Origin of the sequence: Leclercia sp. LSNIH1 (assembly GCF_002902985.1) — a bacterium.
Classification (GTDB): Bacteria; Pseudomonadota; Gammaproteobacteria; order Enterobacterales; family Enterobacteriaceae; genus Enterobacter.
This window is the reverse complement of sequence record NZ_CP026167.1, coordinates 63,203-79,612: the sequence shown is the minus strand read 5'-3', so window position 1 is coordinate 79,612 and position 16,410 is coordinate 63,203. Positions and strand designations below refer to the sequence as shown.

At 60.3% G+C, this 16,410-nt stretch carries 17 protein-coding genes; 15 read left to right on the top strand and 2 right to left on the bottom strand.

Annotated features, from left to right (window positions below):
• Positions 1 to 42 precede the first annotated feature (42 nt).
• A complete protein-coding gene (speB, locus tag C2U54_RS00445) occupies positions 43 to 963 on the top strand; it encodes an agmatinase (protein ID WP_058608614.1) in 921 nt (306 codons plus the stop codon).
• A 3-nt stretch (positions 964 to 966) separates the two neighbouring features.
• On the opposite strand, the gene C2U54_RS00440 is transcribed toward speB, so the two are convergent.
• Positions 967 to 2,178: an MFS transporter gene (locus C2U54_RS00440; protein ID WP_103176910.1), complete on the bottom strand. Its 1,212-nt coding sequence runs from the start codon at positions 2,176 to 2,178 to the stop codon at positions 967 to 969.
• A 414-nt stretch (positions 2,179 to 2,592) separates the two neighbouring features.
• Here C2U54_RS00440 and C2U54_RS00435 point away from each other — a divergent pair, with 414 nt between their 5' ends.
• The 14 genes from C2U54_RS00435 (at position 2,593) to C2U54_RS00370 (ending at position 15,288) form a co-directional block, all read left to right on the top strand.
• Positions 2,593 to 2,916 (top strand): Rieske (2Fe-2S) protein, encoded by a 324-nt coding sequence (locus C2U54_RS00435; protein WP_013098654.1) that lies wholly within the window; start codon positions 2,593 to 2,595, stop codon positions 2,914 to 2,916.
• A complete protein-coding gene (locus tag C2U54_RS00430) occupies positions 2,913 to 3,221 on the top strand; it encodes a recombinase-like helix-turn-helix domain-containing protein (protein WP_103176909.1) in 309 nt (102 codons plus the stop codon). The genes C2U54_RS00435 and C2U54_RS00430 overlap by 4 nt, the downstream gene beginning before the upstream one ends.
• 10 nt (positions 3,222 to 3,231) lie before the next feature.
• Entirely contained in the window at positions 3,232 to 4,254 is a 1,023-nt protein-coding gene (locus tag C2U54_RS00425; protein ID WP_103176908.1) for an aromatic ring-hydroxylating oxygenase subunit alpha, read from the top strand.
• Positions 4,254 to 5,003, top strand: coding sequence for an SDR family oxidoreductase (locus tag C2U54_RS00420; protein WP_103176907.1), 750 nt, complete (start codon positions 4,254 to 4,256; stop codon positions 5,001 to 5,003). Before C2U54_RS00425 ends, C2U54_RS00420 begins: the two co-directional genes overlap by 1 nt.
• A gap of 12 nt (positions 5,004 to 5,015) precedes the next feature.
• On the top strand, positions 5,016 to 5,804 hold the full coding sequence (locus tag C2U54_RS00415; protein WP_038983568.1) for an IclR family transcriptional regulator: 789 nt from the start codon (positions 5,016 to 5,018) through the stop codon (positions 5,802 to 5,804).
• A gap of 78 nt (positions 5,805 to 5,882) precedes the next feature.
• On the top strand, positions 5,883 to 6,809 hold the full coding sequence (locus C2U54_RS00410) for a VOC family protein (RefSeq protein WP_014833207.1): 927 nt from the start codon (positions 5,883 to 5,885) through the stop codon (positions 6,807 to 6,809).
• A complete protein-coding gene (locus tag C2U54_RS00405; RefSeq protein WP_103176906.1) occupies positions 6,806 to 7,993 on the top strand; it encodes an NAD(P)/FAD-dependent oxidoreductase in 1,188 nt (395 codons plus the stop codon). Before C2U54_RS00410 ends, C2U54_RS00405 begins: the two co-directional genes overlap by 4 nt.
• Positions 7,994 to 8,018: 25 nt before the next feature.
• Complete coding sequence (locus tag C2U54_RS00400; protein ID WP_103176905.1) at positions 8,019 to 9,275, top strand: MFS transporter; 1,257 nt, start codon at positions 8,019 to 8,021, stop codon at positions 9,273 to 9,275.
• Between the two features lie 10 nt (positions 9,276 to 9,285).
• Positions 9,286 to 9,816 carry a cupin domain-containing protein gene (locus C2U54_RS00395; RefSeq protein ID WP_103176904.1) on the top strand — a complete coding sequence of 177 codons (531 nt, stop codon included), beginning with the start codon at positions 9,286 to 9,288 and terminating at the stop codon, positions 9,814 to 9,816.
• A gap of 10 nt (positions 9,817 to 9,826) precedes the next feature.
• Positions 9,827 to 10,597 carry an alpha/beta fold hydrolase gene (locus C2U54_RS00390; RefSeq protein ID WP_103176903.1) on the top strand — a complete coding sequence of 257 codons (771 nt, stop codon included), beginning with the start codon at positions 9,827 to 9,829 and terminating at the stop codon, positions 10,595 to 10,597.
• Positions 10,581 to 11,375: an SDR family oxidoreductase gene (locus C2U54_RS00385; protein WP_103176902.1), complete on the top strand. Its 795-nt coding sequence runs from the start codon at positions 10,581 to 10,583 to the stop codon at positions 11,373 to 11,375. The genes C2U54_RS00390 and C2U54_RS00385 overlap by 17 nt, the downstream gene beginning before the upstream one ends.
• A gap of 9 nt (positions 11,376 to 11,384) precedes the next feature.
• On the top strand, positions 11,385 to 12,155 hold the full coding sequence (locus tag C2U54_RS00380) for an aspartate dehydrogenase (RefSeq protein WP_103176901.1): 771 nt from the start codon (positions 11,385 to 11,387) through the stop codon (positions 12,153 to 12,155).
• 9 nt (positions 12,156 to 12,164) lie between these two features.
• Positions 12,165 to 13,634: an aldehyde dehydrogenase gene (locus C2U54_RS00375; protein ID WP_103176900.1), complete on the top strand. Its 1,470-nt coding sequence runs from the start codon at positions 12,165 to 12,167 to the stop codon at positions 13,632 to 13,634.
• A gap of 13 nt (positions 13,635 to 13,647) precedes the next feature.
• Complete coding sequence (locus C2U54_RS00370) at positions 13,648 to 15,288, top strand: thiamine pyrophosphate-binding protein (RefSeq protein WP_103176899.1); 1,641 nt, start codon at positions 13,648 to 13,650, stop codon at positions 15,286 to 15,288.
• 115 nt (positions 15,289 to 15,403) lie between these two features.
• Here the strand turns inward: C2U54_RS00370 and C2U54_RS00360 are convergent, their stop codons facing one another.
• On the bottom strand, positions 15,404 to 16,162 hold the full coding sequence (locus C2U54_RS00360) for a M48 family metallopeptidase (RefSeq protein WP_103176898.1): 759 nt from the start codon (positions 16,160 to 16,162) through the stop codon (positions 15,404 to 15,406).
• Positions 16,163 to 16,410 lie beyond the last annotated feature (248 nt).

Genomic DNA, 16,410 nt, shown 5'->3' with positions numbered 1-16,410 from the left:
GCGGGAGGGTTTTTTTATAGCGACGAATATGAGGTTTTTGCCATGAGCACCTTAGGTCACCAGTACGACAACTCGTTAGTTTCCAATGCCTTTGGTTTTCTACGCCTTCCGATGAACTTCCAGCCTTACGACAGCGATGCGGACTGGGTGATCACCGGCGTACCATTTGATATGGCGACATCCGGTCGTGCCGGTGGCCGTCATGGCCCGGCGGCCATTCGTCAGGTTTCCACCAACCTCGCCTGGGAGCATAACCGCTTCCCGTGGAACTTCGACATGCGCGAGCGCCTGAACGTCGTGGACTGCGGTGACCTGGTGTATGCCTTCGGCGACGCGCGTGAAATGAGTGAAAAACTGCAGGCGCACGCAGAAAAACTGCTGGCTGCCGGCAAGCGCATGCTCTCCTTCGGTGGTGACCACTTCGTGACGCTGCCCCTGCTGCGCGCCCACGCGAAACACTTCGGTAAGATGGCGCTGGTGCATTTCGATGCGCATACCGACACCTACGCGAACGGCTGTGAATTTGACCACGGCACCATGTTCTTCACCGCGCCGAAGGAAGGTCTGATCGATCCGAACCACTCCGTACAGATCGGCATCCGTACCGAATTCGACAAAGATAACGGCTTCACCGTGCTGGACGCCTGCCAGGTGAACGATCGCGGCGTGGATGACATCATCGCCCAGGTTAAGCAGATCGTCGGTGATATGCCGGTCTACCTGACCTTCGACATCGACTGCCTGGATCCAGCCTTTGCCCCAGGTACCGGCACCCCGGTAATTGGCGGCCTGACCTCAGACCGCGCCATCAAACTGGTGCGCGGCCTGAAGGATCTGAACATCGTCGGTATGGACGTCGTTGAAGTGGCCCCTGCCTATGACCAGTCCGAGATCACTGCGCTGGCCGCAGCGACCCTGGCGCTGGAGATGCTCTACATCCAGGCAGCGAAAAAAGGCGAGTAAGCCTTACGCGCTGAGTGCTGCTGCGCGACGCATGCGCAGCAGCAACATTCCTCCGGCCAGCAGAGTGATAACCTGCGACGCCACCAGCACCGAAAAACCGGAACTGACCGACCCGGCCGATTTCATCACCATCCCCATCAGCAGCGGAATAAACGCCGCGCAGATATTGCCAATCCCATTAATGATCCCGTAGGCGCTGCCCACCACTTCTCGTGCGGCGTGATGCTGGATCACGGCAGGAATGGCGGCCCCCTGAAGCCCCCAAAAGATATTGGCGGAAAGCATAAACAGCGCCAGCCATACCGGCTGATGGCTGAGCATCAGGGCGACCACTGACAACGCGGTCAACGCGCCGCCCACAACAAAGAGTACCGGAGCCTGGTCCGGGCGCATTTTATCGAGCAGTACACCACCCAGGAACTTTGAACCCAGGCTCAGCAGGAAAGGGATCGCCGCAAGCCAGCCCGTCGCGTGAAGGGAGAAATGGTGTTCATCCCGCAGCCACGCGGGCAGCCAGGCACTGCTTCCCCAGAGATAGCTCAGGGTGGCGATTTCAACCAGTAAAATCCAGCCCAGCAGCGGCGTTTGCCAGGCGAGGGTAAAGGTTTCGACAAATCCTGGTTTTTTCATCTTCACCGCACCACGCGGTGCGGGCAGGAAGCGCCAGATTAACCCGCCACCCAGCAGCAGATTGATTGCCGCCAGCGCATAGAACGAACCCGCCCAGCCCAGATGTGCCATCAGCCAGGTGACGAGCGGAAAGCCCACCGCCAGCCCGAGCGAGACGCCCAGCGCGGTGACGGCGTTGGGTTTGCCTATCTCTTCCGCGCTGAAGTTATCGCTTATAAAGCGCGTTTTCAGGGAAAAGAGCGGACCTTCGGCAATGCCCAATACCAGGCGGGCGATAAGCATCCCCATTAGCGAGCCCAGTAATGGCGAAACAGCGCAGACCAGGGCCCAGATCGCAATGCTGCTTAACAACCCCTGCCGATAATGCAGTTTGCTTTCGATAACCGGTGTTAATAATAAAGCCGAGAATCCATAACCCAGCAGAAAGCAGGTCATTAACATTCCTTGTAACATTCTGTTTTCATTTAACTGAAAATGTTCGGCAAATTCCGGATTTAAAATCATCACCGAAATATTTACCCGGTCAACGTAGGAAATAATAATGAGAAATAACAGTGCAATTGTGCCTTGCCATCTTGCCGTCATATTGCCCGCCTTATGCGTTCGAGAATTTATATTTTTATCAATGTGATTGTCACGGAGCTAAAATGGTTCACCTGTGAAACTCGTTGTTTTTAAAAGGTTGTTTTAAAATGTGTTTCACGGGTGAAACCTGTCGATTTTTCTTTGCTTTATTTTTAAGGAAGAAAAAGAAAAGAAGTCAATATTTTTCATTTACTCTTTTAGCTCATCGCTAAAACGTATTCTTTCACGCCTCAATAATGAAAATTTCATATCGCTGCATTTTTTCGTGATCCCTTGCACACTTAGCTTATTAATTGCCGATCAATTAACAAATTCGTCACATTGACGCTTGACGAAACATTCATCGCTTTTATATTGACCGTATTAAATAAGAAACAGAGTTTCATATATGAAACAAAAGCCTGGAGGATCGCGATGAGCTGGATAGGCGTATGTGACGCAGAACAAGTACAGGAAGATTTCCCTTTTAGCGGCAACGTCGAAGGCAAAGAGATCGGCGTTTATTTGATTGACGGCGAATATTACGCGCTGGAAGACGTGTGCCCGCACGCTTATGCCTTGCTGAGCCAGGGCTTCGTGGAAGATGGCAAAGTGGAGTGCCCGCTGCATGAGGCGGTGTTTGACGTCAAAACCGGCCAGTGTCTGCATGGCCCCGGTGGTCGCAACCTCAACCGCTACCCGGTTCGGGTCTTTGAAAATCAAATCCAGATTACTTTTGTCGAGGAGACCGTGGCATGAGCGACATCCTGAACTTCAACCCGGCGCTGCCCGAAAGCCGCCAGTTTACGCCCCCGGCAGAAGGCGGGAACGGCGCCATTCATAAACCGGGCGAGTACCAGAACCTGATCTGGCAGACCCGCAGCCGGGTGCCGGAAAACTGGGAAATGAGCCTTATCGCCACGCTGGAAGATCTCTTTGAGCAGGGCATTGAAACCTTACCGGAGCTGGTGAAGGGGCTGAACGCGGTGCGGATGCACGATCAGCAGGGCGAGCCGTGGAGCGACGCCAGCTTCCAGGCATTCTTACAGGTTAACGGCTACTGAGGACAACGCGATGACGACTACCGTACAAAACTATCTCGATAAAGGTCTGCGCGGCCTCTGGTATCCGGTGCTGGCGAGCTGGGAAGTGCAGTCTGCACCGGTGGGCATTACCCGCCTGGGGGAGCAGATTGTGGTCTGGCGCAACAAAGACGGCCAGGTCCAGGCGCTGGAGGACCGCTGTCCGCACCGCGGCGCGCGCCTGTCGATGGGCTGGAATCTCGGGGACCGCATCGCCTGCTGGTATCACGGCGTGGAAGTGGCAGGCAATGGCGAAGTGAAAGATGTGCCTGCGGTGGACAAATGTCCGCTGGTCGGCCAGCAGTGCGTACGCAGCTATAACGTGCAGGAGGCGCACGGCGCCATCTTCCTGTGGTTCGGTGTCACCGCCGATCAGCAGCCGGACGAACTGACCTTCCCGGATGAACTCGCCGACATGGAAAATTTCAGCAACTTCCTCTGCACCGCCGGGTGGAAATGCAATTACCAGTACGCGCTGGAAAACGTGATGGACCCGATGCACGGCACCTATCTGCACTCCTCCTCGCACTCAATGGCGGAAGGGGACCGCAAGGCCGACATGGTGCTCCAGCCGACCAAAACCGGCTTCATCTTTGAGAAAAAAGGGCAGAGCGGCGTTAACTTCGACTGGGTGGAGCTGGGCAACAGCGGCACCTGCTGGATGCGCCTCTCCATTCCTTACAGGAAGCGTTTCGGGCCGGGCGGCCACTTCTTTATCGTCGGTATGGTGGTACCGGAAGATAACGACAACTGCCGCGTCTTCTTCTGGCGCATCCGCCGCGTGCAGGGCTGGCAGCGCGATATGTGGCGCTTTATGTACCGTAACCGCCTGGAAAAACTGCACTGGGAAGTGCTGGAGCAGGATCGTGTGGTGCTGGAAAGCATGGCGCCAAACGCCCGCGACCATGAATACCTCTACCAGCATGACGTTGGTCTCTCCCGCCTGCGCCGCATGATGCAAAAAGCTGCGAAAGAGCAGCTGGCGATGCGCGACGCGCAGCAGGGAGCCGCCTGATGAACGGGCTGTTGAGCGGAAAACGCATCGTTGTAACCGGTGCCGCGCGCGGGCTGGGCTATCACTTCGCCAGCGCCTGCGCGGAGCAGGGTGCCGCGGTGGTGATGTGCGACATCCTCGAAGGTGAGCTGGCCGAAAGCGCACACGCTCTGCGGGCACAGGGTTTTACGATCGAATCGCACGTTATCGATCTCGCCGATCCGGCCTCTATTGAGCAGGTGTTCAACGCGATTGGCGAGCAGGGGCAGATTGATGGGCTGGTGAATAACGCGGCGATGGCGACCGGCGTGGGCGGCAAAAATATGCTCGATTACGACCCGGAGCTGTGGGACCGGGTAATGCGCGTGAACGTTAAAGGCACCTGGCTGGTGACGCGGGCCGCCGTACCCCTTCTGCGCGAGGGGGCGGGGATCGTGAACGTGGCGTCCGACACCGCCCTGTGGGGCGCGCCGCGCCTGATGGCCTACGTCGCCAGCAAAGGGGCCGTGATTGCCATGACCCGCTCAATGGCGCGCGAACTCGGTGAAAAGCGTATCCGGATCAACGCCATCGCGCCGGGACTGACCCGCGTCGAGGCCACCGAATATGTGCCCGCCGAGCGGCATCAGCTTTACGAAAACGGCCGTGCATTAACGGGCGCGCAGCTGCCGGAAGATGTCACCGGCAGCGTGGTCTGGCTGTTAAGCGATCTGTCGCGGTTTATCACCGGGCAGCTGATCCCGGTCAACGGCGGTTTTGTCTTTAACTAAGGTAGGGCGATGATGGCAAACGATCAGGAAGTGAAGTATCTGGTACCGGGGCTGGAGCGTGGCCTGCAGCTGCTGTTGGCCTTTGGCGAGCAGCATCGCGAACTGACCTTTGCCGAGCTTCACCGGCTGGTGGATATGCCGAAGGCCACCGCCTACCGGGTGGTGCAGACCCTGGAGTATATGGGCTTTCTGGAGCGCAATACCCGTACCAATACCTTCTCGCTCGGCATGAACGTGCTGCGTCTGGGCTTTGAGTACATCGCCTCGCTGGATGTGGCGCAGGTGGGTCAGCCGGTGATTGAGCAACTGCGCGACGTGAGCCAGTGCAGCAGCCATCTGGCGATCCGCGACGGGCGCGACATCATCTACATCGCCCGCGTCAGCGCCGCCGGATCACGCATCAACCAGGTCAGCATTGGCACCCGTTTGCCGGTGCACTGCACCTCGCTTGGCCGCATGTTATTGACCGATATTTCCCGCGCCGATTTCGAACAGCTGTTCCCGCACGAGCGCCTGCCGGGCAACACACCGGGTCAGCTTCACGACCGTGAAGCCCTGTGGCAGATGGTGCAGCAGGATAAAGCCCGCGGATACGTGATCGGTGAATCCTTCTTCCGCCACGGTATCTCCTCCATCGTTTATCCGGTGTTTGACCGAAGCCATCGCGTGGCGGCGGTAGTGAGCATTCTGGTGCCGTCGGAAGAGATCCCACAGGCCGACCGCGAGCGACTGCAAAACGAGGTTCGTCTGGCGGCGGACAAAATTTCTGGCTTCTTAGGGTATTTATCACAGGCCAGTTAAATCAGTGAGTTAACGTCAGGCGCTTTGCGGCGTCGGGCATGTTTTACGCCCAATTTGGGCCAGATGAGGCAACGAACGATGAGTGTAACCGGAATTGAAAAGCTGGAATTTGGCGTTGAAGACCTGACGCACTGCGCCAAATTTATGCGTGATTTTGGCCTGACGGGCGATGCCAGCGGCCAGCGTTTTACCACCCTGAGCGGCGCGCGCGTGGAACTTAACCCGATCGACAGCCCCGACCTGCCCCCGGCGTTTGAAGCGGGCAACACCCTGCGCCGCATGACCTGGGCTGTTGCCGCACAGTCAGATCTGGATGCGCTGCGCCCGAAGCTTGCGCAGCAGCCCGGCTTTCGCGAAGTGGGTGACGCCCTGGAGTGTCTTGACCCGAACGGCATGACGCTGCGTGTGCAGGTCAGCCAGCAGACCGAAGTGGAGCTAAACGTTGAGCCGATCAACCAGTGGGGCGACGCTCGACGTATCGACACCCCCAGCCCGGTTTACGATCGCGCCCAGCCCATTAACGTGGGGCACGTGGTGTTCTTCGTGGAGGAGCTCGCGGCGGTGGAGAAATTCTACCGCGAGGTGCTCGGCTTCCAGGTCTCTGACCGCTACATCAACCGCGCTGTGTTCCTGCGCTGCGGCGTGCGCGGCGGCCATCACAACCTGTTCCTGCTGCAGCTGCCGAACCGTAAGCGCGGCCTGAACCACGTGGCCTTTACCGTGCGCGATATTCACGAAGTGATCGGCGGCGGGATTGCGATGAACAAAAACGCCTGGAGCACATTTATCGGACCCGGCCGCCATCCGGTGTCGTCAGCCTACTTCTGGTACGTCAACAGCCCGACCGGCGGGGCGTTCGAGTATTACACCAATGACGACTACCTGACGGAAAACTGGCAGCCGCGCGAGCTGGAGCATTCGCTGGTCTCCTTTACCGAGTGGGCGGTGGAAGGCGGGATCGACCACGATACGCGCCGCCAGCAGAAAAAACCGGAGGCGGTATGACGTCGCGCATTGTCATTATTGGTGGCGGTCAGGCGGGGGGCTGGGCGGCGAAAACCCTGCGCGATGAGGGCTTTGACGGTGAGATCAGCGTGGTGGCGGAAGAGGCGTGGGATTTCTATGAACGTCCGCCGCTGTCGAAAGCGGCTCTGCTGGAGACGGACGCGGCGCTTCCGCGACTCTTTACTGAAGAGGCTCAGCAGGCGCTGAACCTGACCTGGTACCGTCCGCTGCGCGCGGAGCAGATTGACCGCAAGGCGAAAACGGTGCGTTTGAGCAACGGCGAGCATCTTAGTTACAACATACTTTTAATTGCCACCGGAGGGCGGGCGCGCCTGCCGGGCGAGGCATGGTCTGTGCATCCGCAGGTCTACACCCTCCGCCACTGGCAGGACGCGCAGCGCCTGAAACGGCGGCTGGCGGACAGTCAAAAACTGGCGATTGTGGGCGGCGGCTGGATAGGTCTGGAGATTGCCGCATCTGCGCGCAAAAGTGGCGTGGCGGTCACCCTGTTCGAGCAGCAGCCCGCGCTGTGCATGCGCTCGGTGAGCGGCGAGGTATCGCAGCGCTTAGAGGCCCTTCACCGCGAGCAGGGCGTGGATATCCGTACCGGCTGCGGCGCGCTGGAGCTGGAGGACGATAACGGCCTGCCGGTCATTCACTGTGACGGCAAACGTGAAACCGTTGATGCGGTGGTGGTAGGGATCGGCGTCGATCTCAATCTGGAGCTGGCGCGCGACGCGGGGCTGCAAACCGAACGCGGGATCGTGGTGGATGCGCAGGGCCGCACGTCGGATCCGTCCATCTTCGCTGCCGGGGATGTGGCACAGCATCATCATTACGGCCTGTGCATTCAGTCCTGGGCCTTCGCTCAGAATCAGGCGGTGGTGGCGGCAAAAGCGATGCTTAACCCCGATGCGGCAGGCTATGACGACGCACCGTGGCTATGGTCGGATCAATATCAGCACAATATTCAGATCCTCGGCATTCCGCAGCCGGGCAGCCGCACCATAGTGCGTGAAGACGCGTTGTACTTCTCGCTGGACGAAAACGGGCGCCTGACGCAGCTGGTGGCGTTCAACGATGCGCGCACCGTCAAGCTGGCGAAACGCTGGATGGCGGCCGGGCGGGATTTATCAGACGTGCCGCTCGCCGACCCGACTTTTTCACTGATGTCATTGCGATAGCTAACCCGCACCCGTAGGGGGAGACATGACCACATTAGAGACCAACACCGCGCCCGTTGAGGCGAGCGGTGAGGGGACCCGCACGCCTGAAAAAGCGGTACGCTGGGCCATCCCGCTGTCGCTGCTGGCCTGCGTGCTGCTGGCGTTTTTCGACAAAATCAGCATTGCCGCGCTGTTTTCTGACGGCCACTTCCAGCAGGCGATGGGCATCGATTTCGACACCACGCGCCTCGGCATTCTGATGAGCGCCTTCCTGCTGAGCTACGGCTTTTCATCGGTCTTTTTAAGCGGGCTGGGGGACAAAATCGCCCCGCTGCGCCTGCTCACCGGGATGATGGTGATCTGGTGCGTGCTGATGGTGGCGATGGGCTTTACCCATAACTACACGCTGATGATTGTCCTGCGCATCCTGCTGGGGGTAGCAGAAGGGCCGCTCTTCCCGCTGGCCTTCGCCATTGTGCGCCACAACTTCCCGCAGCATCTGCAGGCGCGCGCCACCATGCTGTGGCTGCTGGGCACCCCGGTGGGGGCGGCGATTGGCTTCCCGCTCTCCCTCTGGTTGCTGAATACCTTCGGCTGGCAGAGCACCTTCTTCGTGATGGCGATGCTGACCGTGCCGGTGCTTATTTTTGTGCGCATCGGTCTGCGGGGGATCCGTCTGGATGCGAAACCGGCCACTACTCAGGCGTCGCAGGATGAGCGTCGCGCGGCCCGGCGCGAGCTGTTCGTCAGTCCGCACTTCTGGATCATCTGCATCTTTAACATCGCCTTCCTGACCTACCTGTGGGGTATCAACGGCTGGCTGCCGGGCTACCTGATCAAGGGGAAGGGCATTCATCTGGAGCATGCGGGCTGGCTGTCGTCGATGCCGTTTATCGCCATGCTGGCAGGCGAGGTGATTGGCGCATGGCTCTCGGACCGGGTCGATAAGCGCGCCGCGGCCTGCTTTATCTCCATGGCGGGGGCGGCGGTGGGGCTGGCAGCGGTCATGCACCTCGACACCCCGCTGACCATCATCGCGGCGATGAGCTTCAGTACCTTTATGTGGGGCACCGGGGCGCCCAACATTTTCGCCCTGCTGGCAAAGGCCACCCATCCACGGGTGAGTGCTACGGCGGGCGGCATCTTCAACGGGCTGGGAAACTTTGCGGGCGCGCTGTCGCCGGCGGTGATGGGCGCGCTTATCGCCTTCACCCACAGCATGGATTCCGGGCTGATTTTTCTGGCGGTGATGGCGGCGGTGGGCTGCGTCCTGTTACTGCCGCTGCTGAGACGTTACTGAGGAGAGTGTCATGACTGATTCAACCATAACCAACAAATCTGGCATCAAACCTGACCACCTGACGATGGAAGAGTGGGTCGAGTCGCGCATCGCGCGCTTCGAAGGGCGTAAATATGACTGGAACGCCCTGAAGTTCCAGGCCGATTTTGATCCGAAATACCGCCGGGCGCAGATGCGCTACATCGGCACCGGTGCCACCGGCGTGGCGAACGACACCAACACCGTGCAGGCGGATCACTTTACCTTCTCCACCATGGTACTGCCGTCGAAGTGCGAAGGGCCGCTGCACCTGCATGACGATGTGGAAGAGGTCTTCTTCATGCTGAAAGGCCAGATCACGCTGATGATCCAGGATGGCGACAACTACACCGAAACCGTGCTGCGCGAGCGTGACCTCATCTCCGTCCCGCCGGGTATCTATCGTGGGCTGTTCAACCACGGCGAAGAAGAGGCGCTGATGTGCGTCATGCTGGGCACTAACAAGCCGGAAATCCCGACCTACCCGGCCGATCATCCGCTCTCAAAAGTGAAGCGGAACTAAGGGGTGCACGATGACGGAATTTCGTGAACAGGGATGCGGCATTCCGCTGATGTTGCTGCACGGCATCAGCTCCGGCGCCGCCTCCTGGCATAAGCAGATGGCGCTGGACGGTTTTCGGGTGCTGGCGTGGGACATGCCCGGCTATGGCGAAAGCCCGATGCTGGCAGCTGAACGGGCAAACGCCGGAGATTACGCCGACGCGCTGGCGGCGATGCTCGATCGGGCGGGCGTCTGGCAGGCGGTGCTGGTAGGGCACTCTCTGGGGGCGCTGGTCGCCAGTGCTTTTGCGGCGAAGTTCCCGGAACGCGTTATCCATCTGGTGCTGGCGGATGCCGCGCAGGGCTACGGCCAGGCCGCGCTGGAGCAGCGCGAGCAGGTCTGGCGCAACCGCGAGCAACAGATGGCACTGGGCGGCGAAATCCTCGCCCAGACCCGCGCCGCGAAGCTGCTGCGCCCTGGCGCGCGCGCGGAGGATATTGCCACCGTGGCGTCAGGGATGCGCAAGCTGCGCCCGGAGGGCTACCTGGCCGCCGCGTGGATGCTGGCATATGACGACATCCATGCCTGGCTTAAGCGCTACCCGGGCGATTTTGAAGTCTGGTGCGGCGAGCAGGATGCGATTACGCAGCCGGAGTTGGTGCAGGGGCTGGCGCTGCGATACGGGTTGCCGTTTATCGCCATTCCCCAGGCCGGTCACGCCAGCTATCTCGATAACGACGCGTTTTTTAACCAACAGCTTTTACGCATTAACGAAGAGGTGCGCGATGAATGCACAAATTGATGGGCGCATAGCGGTCGTCACCGGCGGTTCTTCTGGCATTGGCTTTGAAACGCTGCGCCTGCTGCTGGGCGAGGGGGCTAAAGTGGCCTTCTGTGGCCGCGATCCGGATCGCCTCGCCAGCGCCCATGCCGCGCTGCATAACGAATACCCCGACGGGGAGGTTTTCTCTTATCGATGCGACGTGCTGAACGCTGACGAGATGCAGGCCTTTGCGGATGCCGTTCAGGCGCGCTTTGGTGCGGCGGATATGCTGATCAACAACGCCGGGCAGGGCTACGTGGCGCACTTCCAGGATACGCCGCGCGAGGCGTGGCTGCACGAGGCCGAGCTGAAGCTGTTCGGAGTGATCAATCCGGTGCAGGCGTTTCAGCCGCTGCTGGAGCAGTCCGACATCGCCTCCATCACCTGCGTCAACTCGCTACTGGCGCTGCAGCCGGAGGAGCACATGATTGCCACCTCTGCCGCCCGTGCCGCGCTGCTGAATATGACGCTGACACTCTCGAAAGAGTTGGTGGGGAAAGGCATTCGGGTGAATTCCATCTTGCTCGGCATGGTGGAGTCCGGCCAGTGGCAGCGCCGCTTTGAAAACCGTACAGACAAAAGCCAGAGCTGGCCGGAGTGGACGGCAGAGATCGCGCGCAAACGCGGCATCCCGATGGCGCGCCTCGGCAAGCCGCAGGAGCCCGCGCAGGCGCTGCTGTTCCTCGCCTCGCCGCTGGCCTCGTTTACCACCGGCGCCGCGCTGGACGTTTCCGGCGGCTTCTGCCGCCATCTGTAAGGACGCATCATGAAAAAGATCATGTTAATTGGGTTCGGCGCCATGGCGCAGGCGGTGATCGAGCGCCTGCCTGCCGGTGTCGCTATCGGCTGGATCGTGGCGCGCGCGTCTCATCACGCGGCGATTCGCCAGCAGTTTGGTGATGCGGTGGTGGCGCTGACCTCGCCGCTGGAGTGCGCTGAAGCGCCCGATCTGGTGCTGGAGTGCGCCAGCCAGCAGGCGGTGGCGCAGTACGGCGAGGATATTTTGCATCGCGGCTGGCATCTGGCGGTGATCTCCACCGGCGCACTGGCAGATAGCGCGCTGGAGCAGCGCCTGCTCAACGCGGGCGGCAAACTGACGCTGCTCTCCGGCGCGGTGGCCGGCATCGACGGGCTGGCGGCGGCGAAAGAGGGCGGGCTTGAGCGCGTGACCTATCAGTCGCGTAAAAGCCCGGCCAGTTGGCGCGGCAGCTACGCCGAACAGCTTATCGATCTTAATTCGGTGTCAGTGGCGCAGGTCTTTTTCGAAGGCAGCGCCCGGGAGGCGGCACGACTGTTCCCGGCCAACGCCAACGTGGCGGCGACCGTGGCGCTCGGCGGCGTGGGGATGGATGAGACCCGCGTACAGCTGATGGTCGACCCGGCCACGAAACGTAACACCCACACGCTGCACGTGGAAGGCGCGTTTGGTGAATTCCATCTGGAGCTAAGCGGCCTGCCGCTTGCCTCTAACCCGAAAACCTCCACCCTGGCGGCACTCAGCGCGGTACGCGCCTGCCGCGAGCTGGCCCTGAGCTGAGGAGTGACGATGGACGATCTGAAGATATTTATCGGCGGCCACTGGCGACACGGCAGCGGCAACCCGATGCAGAGCCAGTTTCCGGCTGACGGGTCGATCAACGCGACGTTGAATGCGGCAAGTCTGGACGACCTGCAGGACGCGATCGAGGCCGGTGAGCGCGCGTGGCGCGATCCCGCCTGGCGCCACAGTCTGCCGCATATGCGCGCGAAGATCCTGCACAGAGTGGCGGATCAGATTGAATCCCGCGTCGACGAGCTGGCGCAGATGCAGAGCCGCGATAACGGCAAACCGCTGGCGGAAGCACGCGGGCTGGTGATGAGCGCGGCGGGAACGGCGCGCTACTTTGCCGCCGCCTGCGAACTGCTGGAAGGGGAGCTTCCGACGCCGCGCCAGCCGGATTTACTAACCCTGAGTCGCTATGAGCCGCTTGGCGTGGTGGCAGCCATTACGCCGTGGAACTCGCCGATTGCCAGTGAAATGCAGAAAGTCGCTCCGGCCATTGCCGCCGGTAACGCGGTGATCCTCAAGCCCGCCGAAGCGACGCCGCTGATGGCGCTGGAGCTGGCCCGCATCTTTGAACAGGCGGGGCTGCCCGCCGGGCTGCTGAGCGTGCTGCCGGGCAAAGGCTCGGTCATTGGCGATGCGCTGGCACGCCATCCTAAAGTGCGCAAAATCTCTTTTACCGGCGGCACCACCACTGGCCGTCATCTGGCGCACGTGGCGGCGGAAAAGCTGATCCCGGCCTCTCTTGAGCTGGGCGGTAAATCCCCGACCATCGTGCTCGACGATGCGGATATCGAGCAGGCCGCACGCGGGATCTGCTTCGGCATCTTCAGCTCGGCGGGACAGGCCTGTATCGCCGGGTCGCGGCTGTTTATCCACGAAAGCCTTTACGCTCCGCTGATGGCGCGGTTGCTGGAGTTAACCCGTGGCCTGCGCGTCGGGCATCCGTTTACCGACGGCATCCACGTCGGGCCGTTGATCAACGATAAGCATCGCCAGAGCGTGCAGGCCTACGTCGAGCTGGCGAAGCGCGAAGGGGGCCGCGTGCTGTGCGGCGGGGAGATCCCAGCCGATCCCAATCTTGCAAACGGCAGCTTCTTCCAGCCAACGATTATCGAAGGGCTGAGCAACAGCGCCCGCGCCTGTCAGGAGGAGATCTTCGGCCCGGTGCTGGTGGCGATGCCATTTAACGATGAAGCGGCGTTGATCCAGCAGGCGAACGACTCGGTATATGGTCTGGCTGCCGGGATCTGGACGCGGGATACCGGACGTGCGCTGCGCTTAAGCGAGCAGCTTGAGGCGGGCACGGTGTGGATCAACACCTACAAGGTCTTTGCGATTTCGACCCCGTTCGGGGGCTTTAAAGAGAGCGGTCTGGGCCGCGAAAAGGGCATTCAGGGGCTGAAAGCCTGGATGCAACAAAAGAGCATTTATCTGGCGACGGGTAACAGCGTCAACCACTGGTGCGACTGAAAAAGGGTGAGCAATGAGCGAAATGATAACCGTCGGCGACGCCATCGCCAGAACGCTGGAGCAGTATCAGGTTGAGGCCATCTACGGCGTCATCTCCATTCACAACCTGCCCATCGCCGATGCAGTAGGGCAGCGCGGCAATATCCGCTTTGTGCCCGCGCGCGGCGAAGCGGGATCCGTCACCATGGCCGATGCCCACGGGCGTTTTTCCGGCCTCGGCGTGGCGCTGACCAGTACCGGGGCAGGGGCAGGTAACGCGGTAGGCGCGCTGGTGGAAGCGATGAATGCCTGCACGCCGCTGCTGCATTTAACCGGACAGGTGGAAAAAGCCTGGCTGGATGCCGACACCGGGTTTATTCACGAAACCCGCGACCAGTTGACCTTCCTGAAGGCCAGTTCAAAACGGGCATATCGCATCAGCAATGCCAACCAGGCGATAGCGATTCTCCATAAAGCGATTCAGGAGGCACAGACGCCGCCGTGCGGGCCGGTCTCTGTGGAGATCCCGATTGATATTCAGGGGGCGAAAATTCCGCTGTCGCTGGTGACGGCGCCGGTAAAACCGGTGTCAGTTTCAGCGCCAGACGCCGGAATGGTTGATGCGCTTTGGGCGCAGCTGAAGCAGGCGAAACAGCCGCTGCTGTGGCTGGGTGGCGGGGCGCTGGGCAGCGCTGACGCTGTGAAAAAGCTGGCGGATGCGGGCATCACCGTGATCTCCAGCACCCACGCGCGCGGCGTGCTGCCGGACAGCCATCGCGCCAGCCTGCGGGCTTTCCACAACTCGTCGTCAGTGGAGGCGCTGATCGCCCGGTGTGATTTTACGCTGGTGGCGGGCTCACGCCTGCGCAGCAATGAGACCCGTTCATGGACGCTCGAACTGCCCTCTCCGCGGGTGCAGATCGATATCGATCCGGCGGCGGCAAGCCGTAACTATTTGATGGATAAGACGCTGGTAGCCGATTGTTCAGCGCTGCTTAACGCGCTGGCTGCAAAAGCGCAGGGGCGTGAATGGGGTAACGCGCAGTGGGACACGCAGGTACAGCAGGCGGTGGAGCAAGCTGAGCAGGGTCTGCGCGAGCAGTGTGGTGCCTATGCGAAGCTCAACGACGCCATCGAGAAAGCGCTGCCGCAGGATGGCCTGCTCGTGCGTGATATCACCGTTTCCGGCAGCCTGTGGGGCAGCCGTCTGTTCCGCGCCAACGGTCCGCTGATGAACATTCACTCTCTGGCCGGGGCAATTGGCATGGGGCTGCCGATGGCAATTGGTACTGCGATTGCCAATCCGCAGCGCAAGGTGGTGGGGCTGGTGGGCGACGGCGGCCTGAGCCTGAATTTAGGCGAGCTGGCGACGCTGGCGCAGGAGAAAGCCAACGTGACGCTGCTGATCATGAATGACGGCGGTTACGGCGTGATGCGTGGCATTCAGGATAAATATTTTGGCGGGCGGCAGTATTATAACGAGCTGCATACGCCGGACTTTACCCTGCTGGCCCAGGCGATTGGCCTGCAGGCGTGGAGCGTTGAGCGGGCAGAGGATTTTGATGCGGTGATGACAGAGGCGCTGGCCATGCCGGGGCCGTCGGTGGTGGAGGTGCGGATGGGGCAGATTGGCGCCCTGAAGTTTGCCGGGCCGCCGCAGAAAACGCTGTACTAGCTGTGTGCCCGGTAGCGCTGCGCTTACCGGGCCTACGTTTACGCACAAAGCAGGCCGGGTAAGGCGAAGCCGCCACCCGGCTTTTCAAAGGAGACGCGGGCGCCTCCCCGGTACATTATTTAATCCCGTCTGCCGCCATGCGATCGCGGATGTGCTGCGCACGCGCTGCGGAGGCAGGGTGGTCGTCAAACATGGAGCTTTGGCGGCCCGCTTCCTGTTGAGCCAGTTTTTCGAAGCTGGTGGCTAAACCTGATGGGTTAATCCCACGTTTGCGCAACAGATCGTAAGAGTAGTCATCGGCCTCAGATTCCTGACGCTGAGAGAACTGGGAGTTAACCAGTTTTTCACCGAGATCGCCGAGCTGCGACTGGGAAAGGCTACCTACAATACCACCCGCAGAGGCCGCCGCCACGCGAACGGCGTTCGTGCCGAGGGCAACCTGCATCCCTTTCTTCACATGGCCGAGGGCAACGTGGCCCATTTCATGGCCGATAACCGCTTCGACTTCATTGTCGTTCATCATGTCCATTAATCCGCTGTAGACGCGGATGCAGCCGTTAGCCATCGCAAAGGCGTTAACGTCTTTCGCCATGTAAACCTTGTAGTTCACCGGCTGGCCGTTAATGTTGTCGCCAAGTGCTGAAGCAATCTTATTCAGACGCTGAGCGTAAGTGCTGTCTGCCGGTGCGATGGTCGCTTTACCGTCCATCTCTTTACAGGCCTCATCGCTTAATGTTTTCACCTGGGCATCGGTGAGGGAGTAGGCCTGAAACGCCTCTGCTCCGGAGCTCAGCAGGCCACCAGAATTCATATTCTGACACCCGCTAAGAAGAAGGGTCGTTCCCAGAGCCAGCACTACTGCACGCATTTTCATTATGTTGCTTCCGTACTCGTTAAACTTGATAAATTCTGAAAGTTTTGCCGCCCCGGAGGAGGGTGCAGCTCCAATTATAAAGAATATAAACGAAGGCGAGCGAGAAGATTGCGCAACGTGCGAGCCTGTTCCAGAGATTTCTTAAGCGGCAAAAGAATGGTCCATGTACATGCTTTGTCGCTTGGGTTACATTGTTGGCACTTTTTTCTGGCGTAGCCCAAAACGCGCTGTCGTCAAGCCGAAACGGG

Bases quoted from the DNA above. Each gene is read 5' to 3' on its own strand.
- C2U54_RS00440 (WP_103176910.1), bottom strand. From the start codon at position 2,178: ATGACGGCAAGATGGCAAGGCACAATTGCACTGTTATTTCTCATTATT.
- speB (WP_058608614.1), top strand. From the start codon at position 43: ATGAGCACCTTAGGTCACCAGTACGACAACTCGTTAGTTTCCAATGCC.
- C2U54_RS00375 (WP_103176900.1), top strand. From the start codon at position 12,165: ATGGACGATCTGAAGATATTTATCGGCGGCCACTGGCGACACGGCAGC.
- C2U54_RS00380 (WP_103176901.1), top strand. From the start codon at position 11,385: ATGAAAAAGATCATGTTAATTGGGTTCGGCGCCATGGCGCAGGCGGTG.
- C2U54_RS00360 (WP_103176898.1), bottom strand. From the start codon at position 16,162: ATGAAAATGCGTGCAGTAGTGCTGGCTCTGGGAACGACCCTTCTTCTT.
- C2U54_RS00400 (WP_103176905.1), top strand. From the start codon at position 8,019: ATGACCACATTAGAGACCAACACCGCGCCCGTTGAGGCGAGCGGTGAG.
- C2U54_RS00370 (WP_103176899.1), top strand. From the start codon at position 13,648: ATGAGCGAAATGATAACCGTCGGCGACGCCATCGCCAGAACGCTGGAG.
- C2U54_RS00410 (WP_014833207.1), top strand. From the start codon at position 5,883: ATGAGTGTAACCGGAATTGAAAAGCTGGAATTTGGCGTTGAAGACCTG.
- C2U54_RS00430 (WP_103176909.1), top strand. From the start codon at position 2,913: ATGAGCGACATCCTGAACTTCAACCCGGCGCTGCCCGAAAGCCGCCAG.
- C2U54_RS00420 (WP_103176907.1), top strand. From the start codon at position 4,254: ATGAACGGGCTGTTGAGCGGAAAACGCATCGTTGTAACCGGTGCCGCG.
- C2U54_RS00435 (WP_013098654.1), top strand. From the start codon at position 2,593: ATGAGCTGGATAGGCGTATGTGACGCAGAACAAGTACAGGAAGATTTC.
- C2U54_RS00390 (WP_103176903.1), top strand. From the start codon at position 9,827: ATGACGGAATTTCGTGAACAGGGATGCGGCATTCCGCTGATGTTGCTG.
- C2U54_RS00395 (WP_103176904.1), top strand. From the start codon at position 9,286: ATGACTGATTCAACCATAACCAACAAATCTGGCATCAAACCTGACCAC.
- C2U54_RS00385 (WP_103176902.1), top strand. From the start codon at position 10,581: ATGAATGCACAAATTGATGGGCGCATAGCGGTCGTCACCGGCGGTTCT.
- C2U54_RS00405 (WP_103176906.1), top strand. From the start codon at position 6,806: ATGACGTCGCGCATTGTCATTATTGGTGGCGGTCAGGCGGGGGGCTGG.
- C2U54_RS00425 (WP_103176908.1), top strand. From the start codon at position 3,232: ATGACGACTACCGTACAAAACTATCTCGATAAAGGTCTGCGCGGCCTC.
- C2U54_RS00415 (WP_038983568.1), top strand. From the start codon at position 5,016: ATGGCAAACGATCAGGAAGTGAAGTATCTGGTACCGGGGCTGGAGCGT.